Raw genomic sequence first — 16,761 nt, forward strand, 5'->3', positions numbered from 1 at the left:
TATGGTAGACCCAGTTATCCTGGAAGTCAGTGTCGCGGATCTGGAACAGCTCGCGACCGGCGTCAACATGGTCTGGGCGCTCACGGTCACGTTCCTGATCTTCTTCATGCACGCTGGCTTCGCGATGCTGGAATCCGGGCAGGTGCGCTCGAAGAACGTCGCAAACCAGTTGACGAAGAACATGCTGACCTGGGCAATCGGGATTGCAGTGTTCTTCGTGGTCGGACTCGGGATCGCGAATAACGTCGGTTCGTTGCTCGGCGGCGGCGAGTCGAGTGCCTTGACGATGTTCGGGGCCGACTCCAGCTTCGGTCTCGTGAACGTCCTGTTCAGCGCGGTGTTCGCGATGACCGCCGCGACGATCGTTTCAGGTGCAGTCGCCGGACGTGCGAAACTCCGAGCATACCTGACTTACACCTTCCTGCTGGCGGCGATCATCTACCCCGTGGCCGCGGGACTGGTCTGGTACGCACCAGGCGGGACGCCACTCCTGACTGACCTCGGCTTTGCCGACTTCGCGGGCGGTATGGTCGTCCACGGACTCGGCGGCGTCGCCGGACTCACTGCAGCGTGGGTGCTCGGTGGCCGGATGGACAAGTACAACGAGGACGGCAGCACCAACATCATCCCCGGTCACTCGATGACCTTCGCCGTACTGGGGACGCTGATCCTCTGTTTCGGCTGGTTCGGCTTCAACGTCGGTACGGCCGCGACGGTCCTTACTGTCGAGGAAGGCGTGGTTCAACTCGCTGCCTTCGAGATAGTCGGCCGCGTCGCAATCGTGACGGCGCTGGGCATGGGTGTCGGCGGAATCGGTGCGGCGGCCGCCGCGCTGTACATGACCGGCAAAGTCGATACGCTGTACGTCGCAAACGGGATGCTGGCCGGGCTGGTCGGTGTCACCGGTCCGACGGATCTGATCACGCCGATGGGTGCGATCGCGATCGGCTTCCTCGCCGGCGCACAGCTCCCCCTGGTGTTCAAGTTCGTCGAACAGACGCTCAAGATCGACGACGTCTGTGCAGTCTTCCCGGTCCACGGGAGCGCCGGGATGCTCGGTCTGATCGTCTACCCGCTGTGGTCCGTCGAGGGAACGGCGATCGGCGGCGGGCTCATCGCTGGCGGAATCCTGTCGATCGATGCGGCGGCGTTCGGTCCACAGATCCTCGGCGTCGCGGTGCTGACGATCTGGACCGTCGTCTCTACGGCGGCTGTCTGGGGTGCACTCAAAGCAGCGGGTCAGGCACGTGTCACGCCCGAACACGAGCGTGACGGCCTCGACGTCTCCGAACACGGCGTCGACACCTACCCCGAGTTCGGCGGTCCCGACGTTGCCACGGATGGTGGTGAGATCGTAGAGCGATCCTCGTCGGAGCTCCGCTCCGACGGTGGTGTCGACACCGAGTCCTACGAGATCCGCACCGACGGTGGCGAGGTCGAAACGGACGACTCGATCAAGATGATTATGGCGGTCGTTCGACCCGACCGACTCGGCGCAATCAAAAAGCAGCTCGCGGAAGTCGGTGCCCCGTCGCTGACGGTGACGAACGTCTCCGGTCGCGGCAGCCAGCCCGCAAAGAAGGGTCAGTGGCGCGGCGAGGAGTACACGGTCGATCTCCACCAGAAGGTCAAGATCGAGACGGTCGTCGCGGAGGTCCCCGCGGAGGATGTCGTCGAGGCGATCCGTGAGGGTGCCAACACCGGCGAGCCCGGTGACGGCAAGATCTTCGTGATGGACGTCGAGGATGCGGTGCAGGTACGAACTGGCAAAACCGGACCCGACGCGGTGTAGGGGCAACTGGAGTACTGAGTGTGTCCAGGGCGGACGCGACTGGTTGGCGCGTCCGTCCGATCGGACGAGTGATCGTCCACCCCTCCGGGGCTCGCTGGCAGGTGGCTCCTGCCGCGAGCCCCTCTTTTCTTTCGAACGGCGTGTTCCGGCCCGTTTCCGCGAATCTCTTGGTCCCTCAGCTCACTTCGAAAACTGTAGTGTTACACTTCGAAATCCATAGCCATTCACTTCGAAAACTGTAGTGTGATCAGAGCGGGAGGACGAACGCCGGCAGTACGAACATGGCACCGACCGCGAGCACAGCAACGCCGACCCCGAGCCGCCAGAGCCCACCCTGTGCGAACCGCCACGCAGTGGCACGCTCGTCGGTGTCGGAGACGACGAACGTCGGGATGGCGTCGCCGTCACCGATCACTGCGTCGACGACCGAACTCCCCCAGCCCGCCGATGGGCCACGCGTCGCTTGCCCGTAGACGTAGACCGTCTCGCCGACATCAAGGCGACGCTCCGTAAAGCGCTGTTTGTTTCCCGTGTTCACTTCAGTGACGAGGAGGTTCACCGTCCCGTCCTGTTTATCGACGCCCTCGGTCGCTTCGACGTATCGTTCCAGTCTGTCAGGCAACTCCTTGCCGGGCTTGACGGTGATCGAGTCACCGTCGAGGCGGATGTCCGCTCCCTGTGGATTGACGCGCACGCGTCCCGTTCCGTCGTCGACGAGGAAATCGACGCCGCCCTGTCCCTCGTCGAGGGTCTGCCAGCTCGAAGAGTTCCCCGACGATCGCCACTCCTCGACCTCGTACGTGTAGGCGAGACACTCGGTGCCGGTAAAGGGGGCTGTGACGGTCCCGTGGTCGTCGTCGGGGACCGCCGTTCCCTCGACCTCGACCGGCCCGCGATGGCCGTTGACCGACCGGATGTCGAGCGGGTCGTTTCGGAGAATGTGATACGTGGTTCGCAGCCTGCGGCCGCCGCCGAGCAGGAAGTAGCCCGCTACGCCGGCGACGCCGAACAGGAGGGCGAGTTCGACAAGCATCACCGGCTATTGTCGGCTTGGCATCAAATCGTTTCCGTTGCGCGCGATGATGTCGTCGCTGTGGTGTGTCTGCCGTCGCACGACGCGCCCGAGCGGGACGGCTCGACGCCGCGATGCCGGTACTCACTTTACCGGCGCGTCCCAACCCGCGGGCATGAACCACGACCGCTCTCGCGAACTATACGACCGAGCACTGTCGTCGATTCCGGGCGGCGTCAACTCCTCGGTGCGCGCGATCCGACCGTACCCCTTCTTCGTCGAGCGAGGCGACGGCGGCCACGTCATCGACGCCGACGGGAACCGGTATCTCGACTTCGTCAACGGCTACGGCCCCCTGCTCTACGGGCACGACCTTCCACAACCGGTCCAGAGCGCCGCTCAGTCGGCGGTCAGCAAGGGGCCGATGTACGGCGCGCCGACGGAGATCGAGGTCGATCTCGCGGAGTTCGTTTCCCGGCACGTCCCGAGCGTCGAGATGATCCGGTTTGTCAACTCCGGCACGGAGGCGACTGTCTCCGCGGTCCGGCTCGCCCGCGGGTACACCGGCCGCGACAAGATCGTCGTCATGCAGGGCGGCTACCACGGCGCACAGGAGTCGACGCTGGTCGAGGGCGAGGACGGCCACGTCCACCCGAGCAGTCCGGGGATCCCCGAGGAGTTCGCCCGGCACACGATCCCGGTGCCGTTCAACGACGTCGACGCCGTGCAGGACGTCTTCGCGGCCCACGGCGACGAGATCGCCGCGGTGCTCACCGAGCCGATCCTCGGCAACAAGGGGATCGTCCACCCGGTTGATGGCTACCACGAGACGCTCCGGGATCTCACGGAGGACCACGACGCCCTCCTGATCTTCGACGAGGTCATCACCGGCTTCCGCGTCGGCGGGCTCCAGTGCGCGCAGGGCAAGTTCGGCGTCACGCCCGACGTGACGACCTTCGGCAAGATCGTCGGCGGCGGCTTCCCGGTCGGCGCGATCGGCGGCAAAGCCGAGATCATCGAGCAGTTCACGCCCGCGGGCGAGGTGTTCCAGTCGGGCACCTTCTCGGGTCACCCCGTCACGATGGCGGCGGGCTACGAGTCCCTGAAATACGCCGCCGAGAACGACGTCTACGAGCACGTCAACGCGCTGGGCGAACAGCTCCGCGAGGGGCTGACCGAGATCGTCGCCGACCGCGCGCCGAGTTACACCGTCGCCGGGACCGACAGCATGTTCAAAGTCCTGTTCACCCGCGAGGGGCCCGACTCCACTGAAGGTCAGTGCGAGGCTGGCTGTCGCCAGCGGTCCGACTGCCCGCGCTACGAGCACTGCCCGAAAAACGGCGCGGACGTCGCCGACTGCGAGGACGAGCGCTGGGAGCGGCTGTTCTGGCCCGCGATGAAAGAACAGGGGATCTTCCTGACGCCCAACCAGTACGAGTCCCAGTTCGTCAGCTACGCGCATACCGAAGAGGACGTCGAGACGCTCCTAGAGGCGTACGAGGCGGCGCTGTGACTCCTTCGAGCTCAGCCATCGCCAGTCTCGCGCTTTATTGCTACTTCTGCCGGTCGGAGCCGGCGCTGGTCACCGATTCACTGGTACCCTTCTGACGTTTTGATTTGAGTCTCCTAATGACCAACTGCTGATAAACAATTACAAAGGAAAGGGCCATCATCCCGATCGCCATTATTGGGGCCTCTATGATGGAGAGCCGGTCGTAGAATCCACTGAAGTAAGCCGCGAATCCAGCCACGACGAGGACGAGTGGTACAACCGTTAGAACGATTCTGCGTCTTGATATATTTTACTAATTGTATAGATTGAATTTGAATACTGTGATCCGGTGTTTGGATACAGTTGACTGCTTTCGATCTGAAATCTGTTCACTATAACTGGTCCGAGCGAGCAACGTTCCCGGACTGTCCCTTTCAGCGTCCCCGCCACCGCAACACCCGTACGACTCCCTCAAACAGCACGATCAGTCCGAGTGCAGTCACGATAGGTAACAGGCCGGTCGGATCCGGTGCCAACAGCAAACTGCCAAAAAAGAATACGGCCCACGCGACGTATCGACGTCCTGCCAACCGTTGCCAGAGACGCCCGGTGTCGTCCGATTCGAGAGATTTGCCGGAGTGAGCTCGATCAGCCACACGAACTACCTGCGATCCCACGATAATAAACCTCGGTCCCGGAAGCGTTTATTTTCCGGCGGCTGTTGGTCTCAGTATGGGACTGCTCAAACACCTCGCGAACGGCATCATCTCGGTCATCATCAGCGTCGGAATCACGGTCGCACTCGCGGACGAAGAGGACGGCCCGTGGGGGATCGGCGAGGTCGCGCTCTCGGTCGCGATCACCGCATTCCTCTCGGGCTTTTTCACGAGCTACTTCGCCAAGTGAGCTGTTCGGCTGCGTCGCCATCCAAAGAACGTGCTTTTCACCGTGGCAGATAGAGAGCAGGGTATGAGCAATCGCGATACGATACGGCTGGCGACGCGGCATTCGGATCTTGCGCTCCGCCAGGCGGCGACGGTGAAGGAGGCCCTCGAAAGCCGTCGACAGGACGTCGAACTGGTGGAGGTGGAGACGACGGGTGATCGGATCCGCGACGAGTTGATCCATCGGCTGGGCAAGACCGGTGCGTTCGTCCGCAGCCTTGACGAGAAGGTTATCGATGGCGACGTCGACGCCGCGGTCCACTCGATGAAGGACATGCCGACAGACCAGCCAGAGGAACTGATCGTCTCGGGTATCCCCGAGCGCGGCCCGCCGGGCGACGTGCTCGTCACACCCGAGGGAACGGGGCTGGACGACCTGCCCGAGGGCGCGACCGTCGGCACGTCGAGCCTGCGCCGACAGGCACAGCTCCTCGACGCGCGCCCTGACCTCACCGTCGAGCCGCTCCGGGGCAACGTCGACACGCGCGTCGAGAAACTGCTCGCACCGGGCCTGCAGGCCGAACACGAGGCCCGGACTGAAGCCGAAAAAGAGCGCAAGGGGAACGCGGGCAACGACGAGTACGAACACCCCTACGATCGGGACGTCGAGGAGTGGTTCTCGGATCTCGCCGAAATAGAGCGTCGCTCGATGGAGCGGCAGGTCGAGACGGAGTACGACGCTATCGTCCTCGCCGAGGCTGGACTCGAACGGAGCGGGCTGCTCCACCGCATCGAGTACGAGCGACTGCCGACGACCGACTTTGTCCCCTCTCCGGGCCAGGGCGCGCTCGCGGTGACGAGTCTGGACGACGCGGTCGGCGAACGGATCCATACCGCGCTCGACAACCCACGGACGCGCGTCGAGACGACGGTCGAACGGACGATCCTCGCAGAACTCGGCGGCGGCTGTGTCGCACCGATCGGCGTCTACGCCGTCGTTCAGGGCGAGCACGTCAACGCGACCGTCCAGGTGTACAGCCGCGATGGCGGCGAGACCGTGGCGACGAGTCGCGATCTGTCGGTCGAACGGCACGTCCGCGACGCGCGAGCGTTCGCCCAGGACCTGGCCGAGCGTGGCGCGGCCGAACTGATTGAGGATGCAAAGCGCGAGGAGAGTGAGGGAGAAGCAAAGCGGGTGGAGCGTGACGAGGAATGAGTGAGGAGGACTCCCCGGATCCGGACGATGCGGTCGGCAAAGTGTATCTCGTCGGCAGCGGCCCCGGCGATCCGGACCTCCTCACGGTGAAAGCCAGACGCCTGCTTGATGAGGCCGATGTCGTGCTCCACGACAAACTCCCCGGCCCGGATATCATCGACTCGATCCCCGAGGAGAAACGCGAGGACGTGGGCAAACGAGCAGGTGGAGAGTGGACGCCACAGGAGTACACGAACCGGCGGCTGGTCGAGACCGCCGAGGCGGGCAACACCGTCGTGCGCCTGAAAGGCGGCGACCCGTTCGTCTTCGGCCGCGGCGGCGAGGAGATGGAACACCTCGCCGAGCACGGGATCCCATTCGAAGTCGTCCCCGGCATCACGTCGGCGCTTGCGGGCGGCGCAGTCGCCGGGATCCCGGCTACACACCGCGATTACACCTCCAGTATCTCCTTTGTCACCGGTCACGAGGATCCGACCAAGGAGGAGTCGGCGATCGACTGGCAGGCGCTTGCCGACACCGGCGGCACGCTCGTCGTCCTGATGGGCGTCGGTAAACTGCCGCTGTACACCGACGCACTGCTGGACGCTGGCAAAGATCCCGAGACGCCAGTTGCACTGGTCGAACGCGCGACGTGGCCCGACCAGCGCGTCGTGACGGGCACACTCTCCACGATCGTCGACGTCCGGGACGAGTACGATATCGAGCCACCTGCGATCACGATCATCGGCGAGGTCGCGGCGACACGCGAGCGGGTGATCGAGTATCTCGAAAACGAACAGGGTGGGGACGATGCCGCGTGACACCACCGTCGCCGTCTTCCGGCCCGACGACGAGCGCCTCGACGACGCCGCCGAGTTGATCGAATCGCTGGGCGCGACGCCGGTTCCCGACGCGATGCTGGCCGTCAAACCCACCGACGCGACGCCCCGAACCGACGCCGACCTCGTCGTCCTGACGAGCAAGACCGGCGTCGAACTCGCCGCCGCGGCGGGCTGGGAACCCGCCGACGCGACGGTTGCGGCGATCGGCGAGAGCACCGCAGCGGCGCTTCGCGATGCCGGCTACACGGTCGATATCGTCCCCGAAGAGTACACCTCGACGGGGCTGGTCGATGCGCTCGCCGGGGACGCGGCCGGCAAGCGTATCGAGGTCGCACGGAGCGACCACGGCAGCGACGTGCTCACAGATGGGCTCGACGAAGCGGGCGCGTACGTGCACGAGACGATCCTGTACCGGCTCGTGCGACCCGATGGTGCTGGCGAGTCGGCCGCACTCGCCGCCGAGGGCGAACTGGACGCTGCGGCGTTTACCTCGTCGCTGACGGTGGCTCACTTCGTCGAAGCCGCAGAAGAGCGCGGCATCAGGGAGGCGGCGATCGAGGGGCTGAACGACGCTGTCGTCGGCGTCATCGGCCCGCCGACCCGCGAGACCGCCGCGGAGTACGGGATCGACGTCGACGTGGTCCCCGACCGGGCGGATTTCGAGGAACTGGCCTGTGACGTCGTCGAGGCGGCCGCGCCGACGCACTTCCAGTGACGGGTCCGGAGCGGATAATACTCATTTGAATCGGGATTAATTTATGTGTTGGGGGAGGGGTTCTTCTAGTATCCATGCGTTTCCGCCGAACGTTTCTCGCCACACTCGCGGCCGGGACGAGCAGTCTCGCCGGCTGTGTGAGCACTGGCGATGATGACGGGCCGGAACACGCCGAACCAGAGCGGGAACTGTGGTCGTTTCAGGCAGACGGGCGAGTCTCGACGACGCCGGCAGTCGTCGACGGGCGCGTGTACGTCGGGAGCAACGACACCAACATCTACGCGCTGGACGCCGCCGACGGCGAGGAACACTGGCATTTCGAGACCGGTGGCGAAGTCTGGTCGGATCCGGTGATCGAAGGCGACACGCTGTACGCAGGAAGTCGCGATTCTCGCATCTATGGGCTCGCTCTCGACGGTACCGAGCGGTGGACGTACGAAACCGAAGGCTCCGTATGGGCATCGCCAGCGGTGAGAGACGGCCGTATATTCGTCGGTAGCGGTGACATCCTGTACGTACTCGCAACCGACGTCGGTGAGAGAGAGTGGGACCTCGCTACCGGTGGTTCGATACTGTCGGCTCCGACGATCACAGACGATCGGGTCTACGTCGGGAGTAACGACTCTTACCTGTACGCGGTAGACCGTGCCGACCGCGACCTCGCGTGGCGCTACGAGACCGGGGAACACGTCTCGACGACTCCAGCACTGCACGAGGAACTCCTGCTTTTCGGGTCGACGGATAGACGCTTCTACGGAGTCGACCGTCGGACGGGTTCGGAACTCTGGAGTTACGGAACCGATGGTGGTATCTCATCCTCACCGACAGTACACCGCGGAAGTGTCTACTTCGGCAACTGGCGAATGCGGGTACACGCTCTCGATGTCGGGACGGGTGACCAGGAGTGGCGAGTCACACTCAACGGCCGGATCAACGGCTCGCCGACGATCATTGATGACGTGCTTTACATCGGGGATTCGTCGGGGATCGTCCACGCACTTGATCCTGATACCGGCGAGACGCACTGGCAGTTCGAGACGGGCAACGCGGTCAATGCCTCGCCGACGATTGTGGACGATGTCGCCTACATCGCGAGCAACGACGGACACGTCTACGCGCTTGATATCACGTAGGGACCGGCAGGAATGGTCCTCGCTACTCCGGACAGTTGGCGCTCTCTCGCATAGAAAGTACGGGACGAAAATCCACGACGTTGGAGTAGCTACGAACTGTCGTTTTCGATAGATTCCACCACTTTGGCAACCTGCCGCTCGGTTTCGAACGGCTCCAGCGCGGTCTCGATGTCGACCGCGAGCCGATACGCCGGGTTGCCCTTCCCGACCGGCGATCGGTCGTCGATCCGGGTTTGCTCGGCGTATGCCGTCTTGGAGAGGTCCTTGAGCCGCCGAACGACCTCCTCGTTGGAGATGTCTGCCGATAGATCGCCGAAGTTCCGTTTGCAGGCTGCAGACACGTCTTCTGCGTGAGCGGGCGTCTCCTCTTCTTCGTCGAGCCAGACCAGCGCGAGCAATGTTAGCCGCCCGGTTACGTCCGAAATTGGGGCCGATTCCATACGACGTTCCTGCATGATCGTACGTGTTGTTCAGGGTGACATATAGTTGTCGGGCGTGGTATGCAAACGCCAGTTGGATGTGGAGAACTACATTCCCGGAGATGACTGGTGTTTCGTGCGTACGATTTCAAGAGTTGTCGTCGCTGAGATGTGTTGATTCGAGCTCGCTGAACCCATTTTTGAGGTTCTTATTACGGATCGCTGTTTCAAGATCAGATCTAATGAGATCATTGCATGCTTCAACGAATTCGTTATCGCTTCTTCGTCCATGAACGGTGTATCGTCGGTCTCTATCAGTCTTAATTCCTATAACAATAACATCGTGACTTTCGCGTCTGAAGTATTCAACCGTCGTGGTAAATCCACCCAGGATCAAGAAACCCATGATGAGGGTGATACTATTGACTTCGGGATTTGTTATTTGGCCGGCAAAGAACATCATATAGGAGAGTATCACTAAGCCGGCAGTAGTAGCTGCGAAGAACCAGCCCAGGAATCTGTTCCTGGTGAGTGTTGTATCCCGGTTAATCGTAATACTGGTAACTTCGTCCGCCGGGATCGAAAATGATGGCCAGGTAGACGGATCTTCTGGACTGTACGTGATATGTGTGTCATCCCCGGCGAAGATTCCAGAATTCTCCCCATCAATGACGTATTCATCGATGTACCCTAGAGCTTCGAAGTCCATTGTTGAAAAGTATCTGAACTAGGTATGTTTGTTTATTGTGAATAAGCGTATTCGTTTAGGAAAATATAGCTGTCGGCGAGCTTACTGGGTGACCGTAGTATCATTATACCATTGTTTAATAGTAGTATACTTACCAGTTCAGTTCTTGTGCCGTGATAATGGATACACGCAGGCGTGCTGTGGTGCTCACCGCCTCCGTTTTCGTGGCGGTCGCAGTCGGTGTCTCGTTTCTCCCGGCCGCGCTCGGCGGCGTTGTCGGTGCTGACGCGTATTCCGACAGCACTGTCGAGTTCGACGACAACTCGCAGTTGCTCGATGAGACGAGCAGCCAGTCTGAGGGAGCATCGGTCGCTGAACCGCTCGACTCGGCAACCGGTGAGACGACGGTAATCGTACAACTGGCAGAGCCAGCTGGCTCTCTCGGTGAGACACCCGAGCAATCAGTTGCAACGCTCAAAGGCCATGCCGAACTGTCACAGGAGCCGGTCGTCAGGTTCGCGGACGCTCACGAGGGCGTCACCGTCGAACGGCAGTTCTGGATCACGAACGCCGTACTCCTGACCGTCGACACAGATCGCGTCCCGCTTGCGGAAGTCGCCGCAGTCGACGGCGTCACCGCTGTCGAGGAGAACAGCCAGGTCCGGGCGCTCGACGCACAGGCGTCCAGTCCGGACACGTCGTTGCTCTCTCCATCCGACTCGCTCACCCAGCAGGGCATGTCCAGCACCGACGCGACGTACGGGCTCGATATGATCAACGCGCCCGAGACCTGGCAGGAGTTCGGCACGCAGGGAGAGGGCGTCCGAGTTGCTGTACTCGATACGGGCATCGATGCCGAGCATCCGGACATCGATCTCCACACCGACGATCCGAACGATCCGACGTATCCCGGTGGCTGGGCGGAGTTCGATACTAGCGGGAACCAGATCGAGGGTTCGGAGCCCTACGACGTAGAATCACACGGTACTCACGTCTCTGGTACAGTGGGCGGGGGTGACGCGAGTGGCACGCATATTGGTGTTTCCCCCGGCGTCGAACTCACGCACGGCGGCGTGTTGATGGAGTGCATCGAAGACGACGGGGACGAATTCTGTGGAACCGGAACCCGGGCACAGGTCCTCGGCGGGATGGAATGGGCGGTCGACAATGACGCGGATATCATGAGTCTAAGTCTCGGTGCTAGCGAGTACGACGACGAGTACGCAACCGAAGTTAGAAACGCCGAAGCTGCCGGCGTCCTTGTTGTTGCAGCGTCGGGGAACGATGGTGAAGAAACCAGTAATTCGCCGGGTAACACGTACGAATCGTTTAGCGTCGGTGCAGTCGATTGGGACGAAGAAGTCGCGTCGTTCTCCAGTGGAGAGGTCGTCTCGAAGGACGATTTCGACGATCCGCCGGCCGATTGGCCTGACGTGTGGATTGTGCCGGATGTGACGGCTCCCGGGGTGTACACAGAGAGCACCGTACCGGGCGGGGACTACGAACCGAAATCCGGGACCAGCATGGCCACGCCCCACGTTTCGGGTACGGCCGCGCTGATGCTCTCGACGAACCCGGACCTGACGCCCGAGGAGACTAGACAGGTGCTCGCCGACACGGCGCGGAAACCTGCTGGCGAACCCGTGGAGCAAGACACGAGATACGGGAACGGGATCATCGACGCCCATGGGGCGACAAGCGCGGTCTCCGCTCAAGGTGTTCAGGGTACCGTCATCGGGGAGTCAACTGGCGAGGGTATCGACGGCGTCACCGTCACACTCTCCAATGATGACGGGGAGATCACCACTACGACAACTGACGAACACGGTGAATACTGGATCGAGCACGAGGAGTCCGGCACGTTCCAGCTGGCGATCGACGCCGGGTTCTCCAGCGAGACGACCGACACCGAGATCGGTAGCATCGTGGAGACGGTCGACGTCACGCTCGACGACACCGTCACCGTCGACGGGACGGTCACAGAGGACGTCACTGGCGAACCCGTCCAGAATGCGACCGTCACAGTCGCCGCCAACGACGACGAAACGACCGTCGACACCGACGAACACGGCGAGTACTCGGTCGGTGCCGTCTTCACCGCAGCGACGACCGACGCGACCGTCGACGTTGCGGCAAGCGGGTTCGAACCGGATAGCGACGACGCTTCGATCGCCGACACGTCCGCCGTGACGGTCGATCGGGTGCTGGTCGGGACTGCAAGCCTCACTGGGACGGTTACCGAGGCCGGTACCGATATCCCGATAGAGGGTGGCACAGTCACGGTCGAACGGGATGGCACGACGTACGAAACGGAGACCGATTCGGCGGGTACCTACGAGTTCGCTGCCCTGAAAGGTGCTGACGAGTACGATATCTCGATCACGGCATCAGGATTCACCGAGACGACCGATTGGGGTGTCGAAGTCGCTGATGGAGCCGACGAGACCGCCGACTACGCGCTAACTGGCAACGCCAGCCTCAGCGGGACCGTTACCGAGGCCGGGACGGACGCCACAATCGAAGGTGCGACGGTCACAGCGGAACGAAATGACGTTTCATACGAAACGGAGACCGATTCGGCGGGCACCTACGAGTTCACTGCACTGAAAGGCGCCGACGAGTACGACATCGCTGTCAGTGCGACCGGGTTCGAGGACGAGACCGAGACCGGAGTCGAAATCGCTGATGAAGTCGCCGAGACTGCCGACTACGCGCTAACTGGCAACGCCAGTCTGAGCGGTACCATCACCGAGGCAGGGACGGAAGCACCGATCGAAGACGCGACGATCATAGCAGAGCGAAACGGTATCTCCTACGAGACAACGACCGACGAGAACGGCGAGTACACGTTCGAGGCACTGAAAGGCGACGACGAGTACGGTATCTCGGTCGCTGCGGCAGGGTTCGAAGGGGAGTCCGATACCGGAGTCCAGATCGATGAAGGAGAGAACATGGCCGCCTACGAGCTGACTGGGACTGCCAGTCTCACCGGGACCGTTACAGACACCGATACGAATCCGATCGACAGCGTGACGATCACGGCCGAACGCGACGGGGTCACGTACGAGGCCATAACCAATCAGGACGGCGAGTACACGATCGAGGCGTTGAAAGGCGACGACGAGTACACCGTGACCGCCGCGAAACCGGGGTACGCGACGAACGCCACGGACCGGTCGATCGCCGACAGCGACGTCGCGGTGATGAATTTCGAGCTAACATCTGGCGGCACGGTCACTGGCACCGTCACGGCGTCGGATAGTGCCGAATCGCTCCCGGGCGTGCTGATCGAACACGACGCGGACAGCACGGTTCCGCCGGTCGAAACGGACGACTGCGGGACGTACTCGATCCGGCTTCCGGAGGGAGAGCAGTCGATTACCGCGTCGCTCGAGAACTTCGAGCCCCGCACCGAAATGGTAGATATTAGCGTTGGCGAGGCCACCGAGCGAGACTTCGCACTCGACCCGAAACCCGCCTCCGTCTCGGGAACCGTGACGGACATCGAGACCGACGATCCGCTGGAAGGGACGATCGTTTCGCTCTCCTCGGAGGGTGAAACCTACTCGGTCGAGACCGACGAGGACGGCGCGTACCAGCTCCAGCAGATCCCACGTGGCGAGTACGAGCTTTCGGTGAGTCATCCCGACTACGAGGAGGTCGATTCGAGTAGCCTGAGTCTGGCCGCCAACGCGGATAAAACGGGAGTCGATGTCGCGCTCACACCGAAACCGGGCGTGATCGAAGGTCAGATCATAGATGGCGCGGGCGAGCCCCTGGCGAATGCCACGGCACAGGTTACCGGCGAGGAGATGATTGCTCTCGACGCAAAGACGGATGCCGACGGGACCTACTCGTTTGCTGTCCCACGCGGCGAGTACACCGCCAAGACGACGAAACAGGCCTACGAGAGCGACACGACAACACTGACCGTCGGCCCCAACGAAACCGTCGCCCACGATGTCACGATCGTCCAGTTGCCGGTGTACTTCGACGTGATCGGGTTCGAGGCTCCGGATGCCGTCGAGCAGGGAGACACGATCGACATCGCGGCCGACGTCGACAACCTGGGTGCGGAGACCGGAACGATGAACGTCGAGTACCGGTTCGACGGGGAGACCGTCGACACGACGGAGCTGACGCTCGACGCGGGCGCGAAGGAGACCACCGCGCTCTCCTATGCGATCCCCGACGACACAGAAACCGGCGAGTACGACCACGGTGTCCACGCGAACACCAGCGCAACCGGGACGATCACCGTCCAAGAGGCCGAGGAAGACACCAGTGGCGGCGGTGGAGGTGGCGGTGGCGCGTTCGGACCGCCCGATTTCCAGGTGACGATCACCGACACGAACTCGCCGGTCGATGCGGGAGAGCGACTCGATGTCTCTGTCACGCTCCGAAACGAGGGCGACCGCTCGGACACCCAGTCGATCGAACTCGTCTACCGTGGTGAGGTAGTCGATAGTTCCGAACAGCGTGTTGCTGGTGGCCAGCAACGGTTCCTCACGCTTGCTGCTGACACGTCTGCTGAAGACATCGGCGAACAGGAAATCACGGTCCGGAGCGCGGACAGCGAGGACTCGACGACCGTGGTTATCGACGGCGACGAACCGGCCGGGGAGGCAGAGCCGTCGGACGATGGTGACGACGACAGCACCCCACCAGATTCCGACGACGGCGATGAAGATGAACCGACCGATGAGGAGGAGTCCGCGAATGGCGACGATGGCACCACTGACGACGTGGAATCAGAACCCGGTGACGAGGGTACGGACGACGAGTCACTCCCCGGCTTCGGACCGCTCGCTGGAGTGCTTGCGGTACTGTTAACAGTCGTGTTGCTGGCGCGTCGGTAGGCGTAGACCCGCAAGTTTAACCCTCATTCCGCACAACTCTCTCCCGACCAGATGGACGCTCCGATTCCAGAACTCGCCGAGCGCGCCGCCGAGTGTGCCCAGCGACTGCGCGACGCAGACGGCGTCGTCCTCGCCTCCCACATCGACGCGGACGGCCTTACCAGTGCCGCCATCGCAGCGAGCGCGCTCGAACGTGCCGGTATCCCCTTCGAGACGGTGTTCAGCAAACAGCTCGATGAGGGCGAGATCGCAGGAATCGCGAACATGGATCGGGACATCGTCCTCTTCACTGACTTCGGGAGCGGACAGCTCGATATCATCGCAGCACACGAGCAGGCGGGCGATTTTACGCCGGTGATCGCGGACCACCACCAGCCTGCCGACGCCGAGACGGCGTACCACCTGAACCCGCTGCTGTTCGGGATCAACGGCGCGTCCGAACTCTCGGGTGCGGGCGCGAGCTACGTCCTCGCCAGGGCGCTCGAACCAGACGACGGCGACAACCGTGATCTCGCCGCGCTCGCCATCGTCGGCGCGGTCGGCGACATGCAGGCCAGTGGGGGCGAGCTCGTCGGCGCAAACCGAAGCATCGTCGAGGAAGGGGTTGCGGCTGGCGTGCTCGACGAGGGTACCGACCTCTCGCTGTACGGCAAACAGACCCGCCCGCTCCCCAAACTCATAGAGTACTCGACAGATGTCTATATCCCCGGCATTAGCAACGACGAGCGCGGCGCGATGGGCTTTCTCGACGATCTCGACCTCAATCTCAAAGCCGACGGCGACTGGCGGCGGTGGGTCGACCTGACCGACGACGAACGCCAGATCGTCGCCAGTGCGCTCGTCCAGCGCGCAGTATCGAGAGGCGTCCCGGCGGACAAGATCGACGGCCTCGTCGGCACGACCTACTCGCTCACTGCGGAACCGGAAGGAACCGAACTACGGGACGCAAGCGAGTTCTCTACGCTGCTGAACGCGACCGCCCGCTACGAGCGCGCGGACGTGGGCCTCGCCGTCTGTCTCGGGGATCGTGGGGACGCGCTCGACCGGGCACGTCAGCTTCTGCGAGATCACCGGCGAAACCTCTCGGAGGGGATCGAGTGGGTCACCTCGGAAGGCGTCACGCGTGAGGAGCACGTCCAGTGGTTCCACGCCGAGGACCGCATTCGCGAGACGATCGTCGGCATCGTCGCCGGGATGGCGGTTGGTGCTGACGGCGTCGACCGCGGCACGCCGATCATCGCCTTTGCACATAAAAACGACGAGGAGGTGAAAGTCTCGTCGAGGGGCACGCACTCGCTCGTCCGGGAGGGACTCGATCTCTCGGCGGTGATGGGTGAGGCCTCACGTGCAGTTGGTGGCGATGGTGGCGGACACGACGTCGCCGCGGGGGCGACCGTCCCGGCAGGGACCGAAGCGGAGTTTATTGAGCTGGCTGACGAGATCGTCGGCCAGCAACTCTCCTGACCACTCCCGCTGGCGTTACTCAGCTGGGCAGGTATCGATCCCCAGGAGTTTGTTCACCGTGCACCGTTGTGTGAGCGCGCTCGCGAGGAGTCCCGCTCCAAATAGTAGCGCTCCGAGCCCGTTCTGTTTCGATCTGTGTGAGAGTGCTACGACCCCAGCGAGTAACAGCACGGCTCCACCGACGAACCGGACTGTGCGGTCGGTACCGCCGACGTTCTTCTCGAACATATCCGACGTTAGGAACGGATCTGCTTGAGCGTGACGCC

15 protein-coding genes are annotated in these 16,761 nt (G+C 62.7%); 9 read left to right on the forward strand and 6 right to left on the reverse strand.

Annotation, left to right across the window (positions count from 1 at the left end; all coding sequences use genetic code 11):
* Nucleotide 1 precedes the first annotated feature (1 nt).
* Entirely contained in the window at nucleotides 2-1,792 is a 1,791-nt protein-coding gene (locus tag AArcSt11_RS01260) for an ammonium transporter (protein ID WP_250593813.1), read from the forward strand.
* Between the two features lie 247 nt (nucleotides 1,793-2,039).
* Here the strand turns inward: AArcSt11_RS01260 and AArcSt11_RS01265 are convergent, their stop codons facing one another.
* Nucleotides 2,040-2,825, reverse strand: a complete 786-nt coding sequence (locus AArcSt11_RS01265; RefSeq protein WP_250593815.1) for an E3 ubiquitin ligase family protein — start codon at nucleotides 2,823-2,825, stop codon at nucleotides 2,040-2,042.
* Nucleotides 2,826-2,979: 154 nt separating this feature from the next.
* On the opposite strand from AArcSt11_RS01265, the gene hemL reads away from it, so the two are divergent.
* The gene (hemL, locus tag AArcSt11_RS01270) at nucleotides 2,980-4,317 is read left to right on the forward strand and encodes a glutamate-1-semialdehyde 2,1-aminomutase (protein ID WP_250593817.1); all 1,338 of its coding nucleotides are present in this window, start codon (nucleotides 2,980-2,982) and stop codon (nucleotides 4,315-4,317) included.
* Between the two features lie 40 nt (nucleotides 4,318-4,357).
* Here hemL and AArcSt11_RS01275 read toward each other — a convergent pair whose 3' ends face one another.
* Both AArcSt11_RS01275 and AArcSt11_RS01280 read right to left on the reverse strand, forming a co-directional pair.
* A complete protein-coding gene (locus tag AArcSt11_RS01275; RefSeq protein ID WP_250593819.1) occupies nucleotides 4,358-4,555 on the reverse strand; it encodes a hypothetical protein in 198 nt (65 codons plus the stop codon).
* A gap of 175 nt (nucleotides 4,556-4,730) precedes the next feature.
* A complete protein-coding gene (locus AArcSt11_RS01280) occupies nucleotides 4,731-4,952 on the reverse strand; it encodes a hypothetical protein (protein ID WP_250593821.1) in 222 nt (73 codons plus the stop codon).
* 76 nt (nucleotides 4,953-5,028) lie between these two features.
* On the opposite strand from AArcSt11_RS01280, the gene AArcSt11_RS01285 reads away from it, so the two are divergent.
* The 5 genes from AArcSt11_RS01285 to AArcSt11_RS01305 all read left to right on the forward strand — a co-directional run bounded on the left by AArcSt11_RS01285 (nucleotide 5,029) and on the right by AArcSt11_RS01305 (nucleotide 9,065).
* Nucleotides 5,029-5,202: a hypothetical protein gene (locus AArcSt11_RS01285; protein WP_250593823.1), complete on the forward strand. Its 174-nt coding sequence runs from the start codon at nucleotides 5,029-5,031 to the stop codon at nucleotides 5,200-5,202.
* A gap of 63 nt (nucleotides 5,203-5,265) precedes the next feature.
* Nucleotides 5,266-6,396, forward strand: coding sequence for a hydroxymethylbilane synthase (hemC, locus tag AArcSt11_RS01290; protein WP_250593825.1), 1,131 nt, complete (start codon nucleotides 5,266-5,268; stop codon nucleotides 6,394-6,396).
* Nucleotides 6,393-7,196 (forward strand): uroporphyrinogen-III C-methyltransferase, encoded by an 804-nt coding sequence (gene cobA / locus AArcSt11_RS01295; protein WP_250593827.1) that lies wholly within the window; start codon nucleotides 6,393-6,395, stop codon nucleotides 7,194-7,196. The genes hemC and cobA overlap by 4 nt, the downstream gene beginning before the upstream one ends.
* Complete coding sequence (locus AArcSt11_RS01300) at nucleotides 7,186-7,932, forward strand: uroporphyrinogen-III synthase (RefSeq protein WP_250593829.1); 747 nt, start codon at nucleotides 7,186-7,188, stop codon at nucleotides 7,930-7,932. Before cobA ends, AArcSt11_RS01300 begins: the two co-directional genes overlap by 11 nt.
* Nucleotides 7,933-8,006: 74 nt before the next feature.
* Nucleotides 8,007-9,065 carry an outer membrane protein assembly factor BamB family protein gene (locus tag AArcSt11_RS01305; RefSeq protein WP_250593831.1) on the forward strand — a complete coding sequence of 353 codons (1,059 nt, stop codon included), beginning with the start codon at nucleotides 8,007-8,009 and terminating at the stop codon, nucleotides 9,063-9,065.
* Between the two features lie 89 nt (nucleotides 9,066-9,154).
* Here the strand turns inward: AArcSt11_RS01305 and AArcSt11_RS01310 are convergent, their stop codons facing one another.
* Together AArcSt11_RS01310 and AArcSt11_RS01315 are read right to left on the reverse strand one after the other, a co-directional pair.
* Nucleotides 9,155-9,520, reverse strand: a complete 366-nt coding sequence (locus AArcSt11_RS01310; RefSeq protein ID WP_250593833.1) for a hypothetical protein — start codon at nucleotides 9,518-9,520, stop codon at nucleotides 9,155-9,157.
* Between the two features lie 112 nt (nucleotides 9,521-9,632).
* Nucleotides 9,633-10,193 (reverse strand): hypothetical protein, encoded by a 561-nt coding sequence (locus AArcSt11_RS01315; RefSeq protein ID WP_250593835.1) that lies wholly within the window; start codon nucleotides 10,191-10,193, stop codon nucleotides 9,633-9,635.
* Nucleotides 10,194-10,351: 158 nt separating this feature from the next.
* On the opposite strand from AArcSt11_RS01315, the gene AArcSt11_RS01320 reads away from it, so the two are divergent.
* Together AArcSt11_RS01320 and recJ are read left to right on the forward strand one after the other, a co-directional pair.
* Nucleotides 10,352-15,031: a carboxypeptidase regulatory-like domain-containing protein gene (locus AArcSt11_RS01320; RefSeq protein WP_250593837.1), complete on the forward strand. Its 4,680-nt coding sequence runs from the start codon at nucleotides 10,352-10,354 to the stop codon at nucleotides 15,029-15,031.
* Nucleotides 15,032-15,082: 51 nt separating this feature from the next.
* On the forward strand, nucleotides 15,083-16,495 hold the full coding sequence (recJ, locus tag AArcSt11_RS01325; protein ID WP_250593839.1) for a RecJ family nuclease: 1,413 nt from the start codon (nucleotides 15,083-15,085) through the stop codon (nucleotides 16,493-16,495).
* A 15-nt stretch (nucleotides 16,496-16,510) separates the two neighbouring features.
* On the opposite strand, the gene AArcSt11_RS01330 is transcribed toward recJ, so the two are convergent.
* A complete protein-coding gene (locus tag AArcSt11_RS01330) occupies nucleotides 16,511-16,723 on the reverse strand; it encodes a YgaP family membrane protein (protein WP_250593841.1) in 213 nt (70 codons plus the stop codon).
* Between the last annotated feature and the right edge of the window lie 38 nt (nucleotides 16,724-16,761).

The organism is Natranaeroarchaeum aerophilus, assembly GCF_023638055.1.
GTDB classification, from domain to species: domain Archaea; phylum Halobacteriota; class Halobacteria; order Halobacteriales; family Natronoarchaeaceae; genus Natranaeroarchaeum; species Natranaeroarchaeum aerophilum.

Coding starts and splice junctions, on each gene's coding strand:
- AArcSt11_RS01260 (WP_250593813.1), top strand. CDS start 2: ATGGTAGACCCAGTTATCCTGGAAGTCAGTGTCGCGGATCTGGAACAG.
- AArcSt11_RS01265 (WP_250593815.1), bottom strand. CDS start 2,825: ATGCTTGTCGAACTCGCCCTCCTGTTCGGCGTCGCCGGCGTAGCGGGC.
- hemL (WP_250593817.1), top strand. CDS start 2,980: ATGAACCACGACCGCTCTCGCGAACTATACGACCGAGCACTGTCGTCG.
- AArcSt11_RS01285 (WP_250593823.1), top strand. CDS start 5,029: ATGGGACTGCTCAAACACCTCGCGAACGGCATCATCTCGGTCATCATC.
- hemC (WP_250593825.1), top strand. CDS start 5,266: ATGAGCAATCGCGATACGATACGGCTGGCGACGCGGCATTCGGATCTT.
- cobA (WP_250593827.1), top strand. CDS start 6,393: ATGAGTGAGGAGGACTCCCCGGATCCGGACGATGCGGTCGGCAAAGTG.
- AArcSt11_RS01300 (WP_250593829.1), top strand. CDS start 7,186: ATGCCGCGTGACACCACCGTCGCCGTCTTCCGGCCCGACGACGAGCGC.
- AArcSt11_RS01305 (WP_250593831.1), top strand. CDS start 8,007: ATGCGTTTCCGCCGAACGTTTCTCGCCACACTCGCGGCCGGGACGAGC.
- AArcSt11_RS01310 (WP_250593833.1), bottom strand. CDS start 9,520: ATGCAGGAACGTCGTATGGAATCGGCCCCAATTTCGGACGTAACCGGG.
- AArcSt11_RS01315 (WP_250593835.1), bottom strand. CDS start 10,193: ATGGACTTCGAAGCTCTAGGGTACATCGATGAATACGTCATTGATGGG.
- AArcSt11_RS01320 (WP_250593837.1), top strand. CDS start 10,352: ATGGATACACGCAGGCGTGCTGTGGTGCTCACCGCCTCCGTTTTCGTG.
- recJ (WP_250593839.1), top strand. CDS start 15,083: ATGGACGCTCCGATTCCAGAACTCGCCGAGCGCGCCGCCGAGTGTGCC.
- AArcSt11_RS01330 (WP_250593841.1), bottom strand. CDS start 16,723: ATGTTCGAGAAGAACGTCGGCGGTACCGACCGCACAGTCCGGTTCGTC.